Here is a 6483-nt window from a genome sequence, read left to right as displayed (position 1 = left end):
ACTTTGCGCGTGAAGGGCAGCCGGGGACGGACGCCTGACAGGCGGCGCGAGCCGGCACCCGGCTTGCCGTGGCGGTGGCACCCATTCAGCGGAGCCATCGCCATGCATCCAAAACCGATCCAGCCCTTCGTCGCCCAGGCGGCCGACACACCCGTGCCGGCACGCCGCCAACTGATCGCCGGCGCCGCCGTCACGGCCGCCGCCGCCCTGCTGCCCTTGCGCCGCGCGGTGGCCCAGACAGCCGCACGCGGCGGCGACTGGCTGGCCATGGTCAAGGCCCAGCACCTCCTGGTGGACCAGACCTTCAAGGAGCTGCTGGACAGCACCGACAAGACCTTTCTGCGGCGCCAGCGGCTGCAGCGCACGCTGGCCTACCAGCTCACCGCCCACTCGGTGGCCGAAGAGAACGTGCTGTACCCGGCCATCGCCCGCCTGGGCCTGGTGACAGAGGCCGACAAGCTGTACCTCGACCAGGCCCATGCGAAGGTGATGAATGCCGAACTGGAACTCACCAACGTGCAGGAAAGCGGCGCCTGGCAGGAGAAGGTGAGCGCGCTGCAGGCCGCCGTGCTGCAGCATGCCCGCCAGGACGAAGAAGCCAGGCTCTACCCGCAGCTGCAGCAGAAGCTGGACGCCACCACCAACGCGGTGCTCACCGCCGCCTTCGCGCGCGAGTTTGCGTCGGTGCACCCCGAAAAGGGCCTGCCGCTGGCGCCGCCGCCGGTGGCCTCGCCTTCGCGCGGCGGCTGAAGCGCCCGGCCCTTCAGGGCGCGCGAAAGACCATCACCTTCAGCGCCCGGTCGGCCGACACGTCGGCAAACACCGGCGGGTTGACCACCCGTTCCACGAAGCTCATCGAGGGCGCCTCGGCCTGCATGCCCTGCAGCAGGAAGTCGGCGCCCAGCTTGGGCGTGTTCAGACACAGCAGGGCCAGCCCGCCGGGCGCCAGCAGCTCGGGCAGCCGGCGCATCACGCGCGGGTAGTCCTTGGGCGCCATGAAGCTGCCCTTCTGGTGGCTGGGCGGGTCGGCCACGATCAGGTCGTAAGGTGCACCGCGCTTGATCTTGCCCCAGGAGGTGAAGATGTCGTGCGGCAGAAAGGCCGCCCGTGCATCGATGCCGTTGAGCCGGTGGTTGCGCTGGCCGATGGACAGCGCGCCGCCGGCCATGTCCACATTGGTCACATGCCCGGCGCCGGCCTGCAGCGCCGCCACCGAAAACGCGCAGGTGTAGGCAAACAGGTTGAGCACGCGGCCACCCGGCTGCTGCTGCGCCCAGCGCCGCACCCAGCGCCGGCCTTCGGCCATGTCCAGGAAGAAACCGTGGTTCTGCCCGCGCAGCAGGTGCACGCCGTAGCGGGCGCCGTCTTCTTCCACCACATGCTCGGTGGGCACTTCGCCGGCCATCAGCCGGTTGGTGGCGCGCGACTCGTCACGCTGCTGGAACACCCAGTTCAACGGCTCGCCTGGGGCCACCTGCTGCCAGCGCGCGGCCAGCGCCTCGCCAATGGTTTGCAGCGCCGCCTCTTCCACCGGCGCAAAGCTGGTGAACAGCCACACCGGCGGATAGGCATCGAGCGTGAACGCTTCGCAGCCCGGGTACAGGCCGCCGCGGCCATGGAAGTGCCGGCCGGCCTGGGTGGGCCTCGGCAGCGTGGCGATGGTGTCGAGCAGGGCTTGCATGGGCGTCGGGGCGTCGGTCGGGCGGCAGGGTGGGCGAGTGTAGGCAAGCCGCAACCGCCGGCCACCGCCGCACGCACGCTGCATCGCGGCGCCGTCGCGCCTGCCGCGGCAGGCTGTCCTACAGCCGCCGGACCGCGCCCTGCGTGAAATGAGGGAACGCGGCAAGCCGCCGCATCCGGAGGTGAACCATGCTGAGATCTTTGGCCTTGATCACCGTGGCCGCGCTGGCCGCCGCGAGTGCCGCCGCCCAGACCACCGACCTGGTGGCCTACAAGGGCACCAACGCCATCCGCCTGACCGATGCCGCCTGCACCGACGCGACGGTGCTGGAGCGCATCGACCCCGAAGCCCGCCCCTACTTCCGCAGCGCCTGGGCCACGGTCAATGGCAAGCGCTACAACGCCTGCTGGGGCGCGCTGCCGGTGGCCGTGCTGCTGGTGTATGAAGACGGCGACCAGGGCATGGTGCCGCTGAGCGCGCTGCAGGTGCCGGTGGACATCTGACGGATCAAGTGGTGGAGGGCTGCCTGGGGATATAAGCGTCCCCACGGCGGCGCTCATGGTTACAAGGCATCATCCGCCAACTTTGGGCCGCAGCGGCGGTGTTCACACCCGCCCTGCCCCCCGATGGCTGGCCGGCCACGCTTGCGTGCGCCGGCCTTCGCGCTGCTCGGCAGTTCTCAGGCAGCCCTTGCAACCCATTCGCAGAGAACGTCCATGACCACCCTCCACATCAACGGCCAGCCGCAAGCGCTGGACGTGACCGACGACATGCCGCTGCTGTGGGCCGTGCGCGATGTCGCCGGCCTCACCGGCACCAAGTTCGGCTGCGGCATCGCCATGTGCGGCGCCTGCACCGTGCACCTGGATGGCGAAGCCATCCGCTCCTGCGTCACGCCCGTGGCCGCCTGCACCGGCAAGCGCGTGGTCACCATCGAAGCGATCGAGAACGACCCCGTGGGCCAGCGCGTGCAGGCCGCCTGGCGCGAGCTGGACGTGGTGCAGTGCGGCTACTGCCAGTCGGGCCAGGTGATGCAGGCCACCGCGCTGCTGCGCAGCAACCCCAACCCGTCTGATGCCGACATCGACGCCGCGATGAGTGGCAACGTGTGCCGCTGCGGCACCTACAACCGCATCCGCGCCGCCATCAAGCTGGCCGCTTCGCGCAAGGGAGCCTGAGCATGAGCGCGCTGATGAACACCCTGCCCCGCCGCAGCTTTCTGAAGTTCGGCGCCGCCGCCGGTGGCGGCCTGATGGTGAGCTTTGCGTTGCCGCTGCGCGCGCAGACCGACCGCAAGGAAAAGCCGGCCGAAGCCGCCGTCGGCCACGCCGCCGAAAAGGCCACCGGCGAAGCCGGCGCGCTGGCCCACAACGCCTTCATCCGCATCGACCGCGAAGGCGTGGTCACGCTGGTGATGCACAAGGTGGAGATGGGCCAGGGTACCTACACCTCGATGCCGATGCTGCTGGCCGAAGAGCTGGAAGTCGACGTCACCAAGGTGAAGCTGGAACATGCGCCGCCCGACAACGAACGCTACGGCGACCCGCTGCTGGGCGGCCAGGTGACCGGCGGTTCCACCTCGGTGCGTGGCGCCTGGGTGCCGCTGCGCAAGGCGGGCGCCAGCGCCCGCACCGTGCTGGTGGCCACCGCGGCCGACCGCTGGGGCGTGCCCGCGGCCGACTGCAGCGTGCGCAACGGCGTGGTGACGCACACCGCCAGCGGCCGCAGCCTGCACTACGGCCAGCTGGTGGACGAAGCGGCCCGCCGCCCGGCCCCGGCCGACGTCAAGCTCAAGCCCGCCAAGGACTTCAAGCTCATCGGCACGCCGGTCAAGCGACTGGATTCGCCCGAGAAGGTCAACGGCCGCGCGCACTTCGGCATCGACGTGCGGCTGCCCGGCATGCTGGTGGCCACGGTGGCTGCTTCGCCGGTGGTGGGCGGCAAGCTCAAGAGCGCCGATGACGCCAAGGCGCTGGCCGTCAAGGGCGTGCGCCAGGTGCTGAAGATCGACAACGCGGTGGCGGTGGTGGGCGACCACATGTGGGCCGCCAAGCAAGGCCTGGCCGCCCTGGCCCCCACCTGGGACGACGGCGCCAACGCCGGCTTCACCAATGCCAAATTGGTGGCCGACATGCAGGCCGCCGCCGCCAAGCCCGGTGCCGTGGCCCGCAACGACGGCGATGCCGGCCAGGCCTTTGCACAGGCACAAGGCCGCAAGCTGGAAGCGGTGTACGAGCTGCCCTTCCTGGCCCACGCCACGATGGAGCCGATCAACACCACGGTGCTGCTGCAGGCCGACGGCTGCGACATCTACGTGGGCACGCAGGTGCCCACCATCGCGCAGGGCGCGGTGGCCCAACTCACCGGCCTGCCGCTGGACAAGGTGCGCATCCACAACCACCTGATCGGCGGCGGCTTCGGCCGCCGGCTGGAGGTGGATTCGGTGGTGCAGGCCGTGGCCTTTGCCAAGAAGGCCAAGCCGGGCACGCCGATCAAGTTCGTGTGGACGCGCGAAGAAGACATCCAGCACGACATGTTCCGCCCCTACTACTACGACCGGTTGCAGGCCGCGCTCGATGCGCAGGGCCGGCCGGTGTCGTGGTCGCACCGCATCACCGCCTCGTCCATCATGGCGCGCTTTGCGCCGCCGCTGGTCAAGGACGGCGTGGACCCCGATGCGGTGGAAGGCGCCAAGGACCTGCCCTACCAGATCCCGAACGTGAAGGTGGACTACGTGCGGCATGAGCCGCCGGTGCCCACCGCCTTCTGGCGCGGCGTCGGCCCCACGCACAACATCTTCGTGGTGGAAAGCTTCATGGACGAGCTGGCCGCCGCGGCCGGGGCCGATCCGTTCGAGTACCGCCGCGGCCTGCTGGCCAAGGCCCCGCGCGAGCTCCGGGTGCTGGAGCTGGCGGCCGAGAAGGCCGGCTGGAAGACACCGCTCAAGCCCATCGAAGGCAAGCGCGTGGGCCGTGGCATCTCGGTGCAGTTCGCCTTCGGCAGCTACATCGCCCAGGTGGCCGAAGTGGCGGTGGACGGCGAAGGCAATGTGCAGGTGCTGCGCGTGGTGTGCGCGGTGGACTGCGGCCAGGTGATCAACCCCGACACGGTGCGCGCGCAGATCGAGAGCGGCGTCAACTTCGGCATCACCGCCGCGCTGTGGAGCGAGATCACCTTCGACCAGGGCCGGGTGATGCAGAACAACTTCACCGACTACCGCATGCTGCGCATGAACGAGTCGCCGACGATCGAGGTGCACATCATCAACAGCACCGAAGACCCGGGCGGCATTGGCGAGCCCGGCACCTCGGCGCTGGCCCCGGCCGTCACCAACGCGGTGTTCGCGGCCACCGGCCAGCGCATCCGCAAGCTGCCCATCGGCGAGCAGCTGGTCAAGAAGGCCTGATCAGGGCTGCGCGAAGAAGTCGAGGATGGCCGTCATCGCCGGCAGGCGGTAGCGGTCGGCCTCGACCAGCAGCTCATGCCGCGCGCCTTCGATGCGCAGCGGGCACGGCTGCGGCCGCACCGCCGGCTGCAGCCCGGCGCAAAAGGCGGCCTGGCCAGCGGCCGTCACCGCGGTGTCTTCCCCGGCCTGCAGCACCAGCAGCCGGGCATCGATGCGGCCGGCGCCTTCGATCAGCGCGTCCGAGGCCTGGCAGGCCGCCCGCGCCCAGCCGCGCGTGGGGCCGCCCAGCGCCACTTCGGGCCGCTCGGCGATCACCTGTTCCACGATGCCGTGGCGCACGGCCGAATGCGTGAGTTCGTTGCGGCTGTCGTCGAAGGTGCTGGCCTTCCAGCCGGCGTCCAGCAGGCCGGCCCAGCAGGTGGGGCACAGGCCACCGGTGGCCTTGAACCACAGACAGCCGGTGGTCGCGCTGAACAGCACCTTGGCATTGGGCGCATGCATGGGCGAAGACAGCGCCGCCGCGCGGATGACACCCGGGTGCCGCTCCAGGTACAGCGAGGCGATGCCGCCGCCCATCGAGTGCGCCAGCATCAGCAGCGGCCGGCCTGGCGAGCGGGGCTGCACCACCCGGTCGATGAACATCGACAGGTCGGCCACGTAGTCGTCGAAGCTGGCCACATGGCCCTTGTGCGGCTCATCCGGCAGCAGCCGCGGCGACAGGCCCTGGCCGCGGTGGTCCAGCACATACACCGCATAGCCCTGGCGCCACAGGTCGTGCATCACCTCGGCGTACTTCAGCAGCGTCTCGGTGCGGCCGTTGACGATGACCACGCTGGCGCGCGGCTGCGGCGGCTCGGCCAGCGCATAGGCCAGCATCAACCCGCCGGCGCCGGCCAAGCGGCCCTGCTGCACCTGCTGCTGCCAGAAGGGCTGGATCTCGCGGGCCATGCGGGCGGGCAGCTCGGCCTCGGTGGCCAGGCCGTAGGGGTTGGGCGGCAGTGGCCCGGCCGGCTCGGGCGCGGGGGTGGCGTGCTGGCAGGCCGCCAGCGCTGCAGCCAGGGCCAGCACCCACACCTGCCTGCACGCCAGCGCGCCCAGGTGTGCCCACAGACGGGCGCTTGCATCGGTCCACGGCGTCATCGCAACACTCCTCAATCCGGGCGGATCGGCTTGCCCTCGTGCACCAGCGCCAGCTTGCAGGCCATCTGCGCCATGTTGTGCTGGCGTATCCAGCTGCCGCGGCTCAGGTTCACCACGTCGCAGTGCACGCCGGGCCCGCCCTCGGCGCCCCACAGCGGGCCGGGTGTGCAGCCGCTGAAGCGGCTGAGCACCTCGCCTTCCTCGTGCATCTGGAAGATGGCGGCCTGCGCCGGCGCCTGGCCGCGCTGACCGGCGT

At 70.6% G+C, this 6483-nt stretch carries 7 protein-coding genes; 4 read left to right on the top strand and 3 right to left on the bottom strand.

All coding sequences use genetic code 11. The features are described from left to right. Window positions 1–102 precede the first annotated feature (102 nt). Window positions 103–750, top strand: coding sequence for a hemerythrin domain-containing protein (locus ABNT58_RS19110; RefSeq protein ID WP_348755026.1), 648 nt, complete (start codon window positions 103–105; stop codon window positions 748–750). A gap of 13 nt (window positions 751–763) precedes the next feature. Here ABNT58_RS19110 and ABNT58_RS19105 read toward each other — a convergent pair whose 3' ends face one another. Next, complete coding sequence (locus ABNT58_RS19105) at window positions 764–1681, bottom strand: class I SAM-dependent methyltransferase (RefSeq protein WP_348755025.1); 918 nt, start codon at window positions 1679–1681, stop codon at window positions 764–766. Window positions 1682–1869: 188 nt separating this feature from the next. Between ABNT58_RS19105 and ABNT58_RS19100 the strand changes: the two genes are divergently transcribed. The 3 genes from ABNT58_RS19100 (at window position 1870) to ABNT58_RS19090 (ending at window position 5087) form a co-directional block, all read left to right on the top strand. Beyond that, on the top strand, window positions 1870–2184 hold the full coding sequence (locus tag ABNT58_RS19100; RefSeq protein ID WP_348755024.1) for a hypothetical protein: 315 nt from the start codon (window positions 1870–1872) through the stop codon (window positions 2182–2184). 213 nt (window positions 2185–2397) lie between these two features. Beyond that, window positions 2398–2859: a (2Fe-2S)-binding protein gene (locus tag ABNT58_RS19095; RefSeq protein ID WP_348755023.1), complete on the top strand. Its 462-nt coding sequence runs from the start codon at window positions 2398–2400 to the stop codon at window positions 2857–2859. A 2-nt stretch (window positions 2860–2861) separates the two neighbouring features. Further along, window positions 2862–5087: a xanthine dehydrogenase family protein molybdopterin-binding subunit gene (locus ABNT58_RS19090; RefSeq protein ID WP_348755022.1), complete on the top strand. Its 2226-nt coding sequence runs from the start codon at window positions 2862–2864 to the stop codon at window positions 5085–5087. Here the strand turns inward: ABNT58_RS19090 and ABNT58_RS19085 are convergent, their stop codons facing one another. Then, entirely contained in the window at window positions 5088–6227 is a 1140-nt protein-coding gene (locus ABNT58_RS19085; RefSeq protein ID WP_348755021.1) for an alpha/beta fold hydrolase, read from the bottom strand. A gap of 11 nt (window positions 6228–6238) precedes the next feature. After that, on the bottom strand, window positions 6239–6483 hold a 245-nt coding region (locus ABNT58_RS19080; RefSeq protein ID WP_348755020.1), incomplete at its 5' end, for a hypothetical protein.

Source organism: uncultured Aquincola sp. (assembly GCF_964001545.1).
Lineage (GTDB): Bacteria > Pseudomonadota > Gammaproteobacteria > Burkholderiales > Burkholderiaceae_C > Aquincola.
The sequence above is the reverse complement of the archived record's forward strand: the minus strand, read 5'-3'. Positions and strand labels throughout refer to the sequence as shown.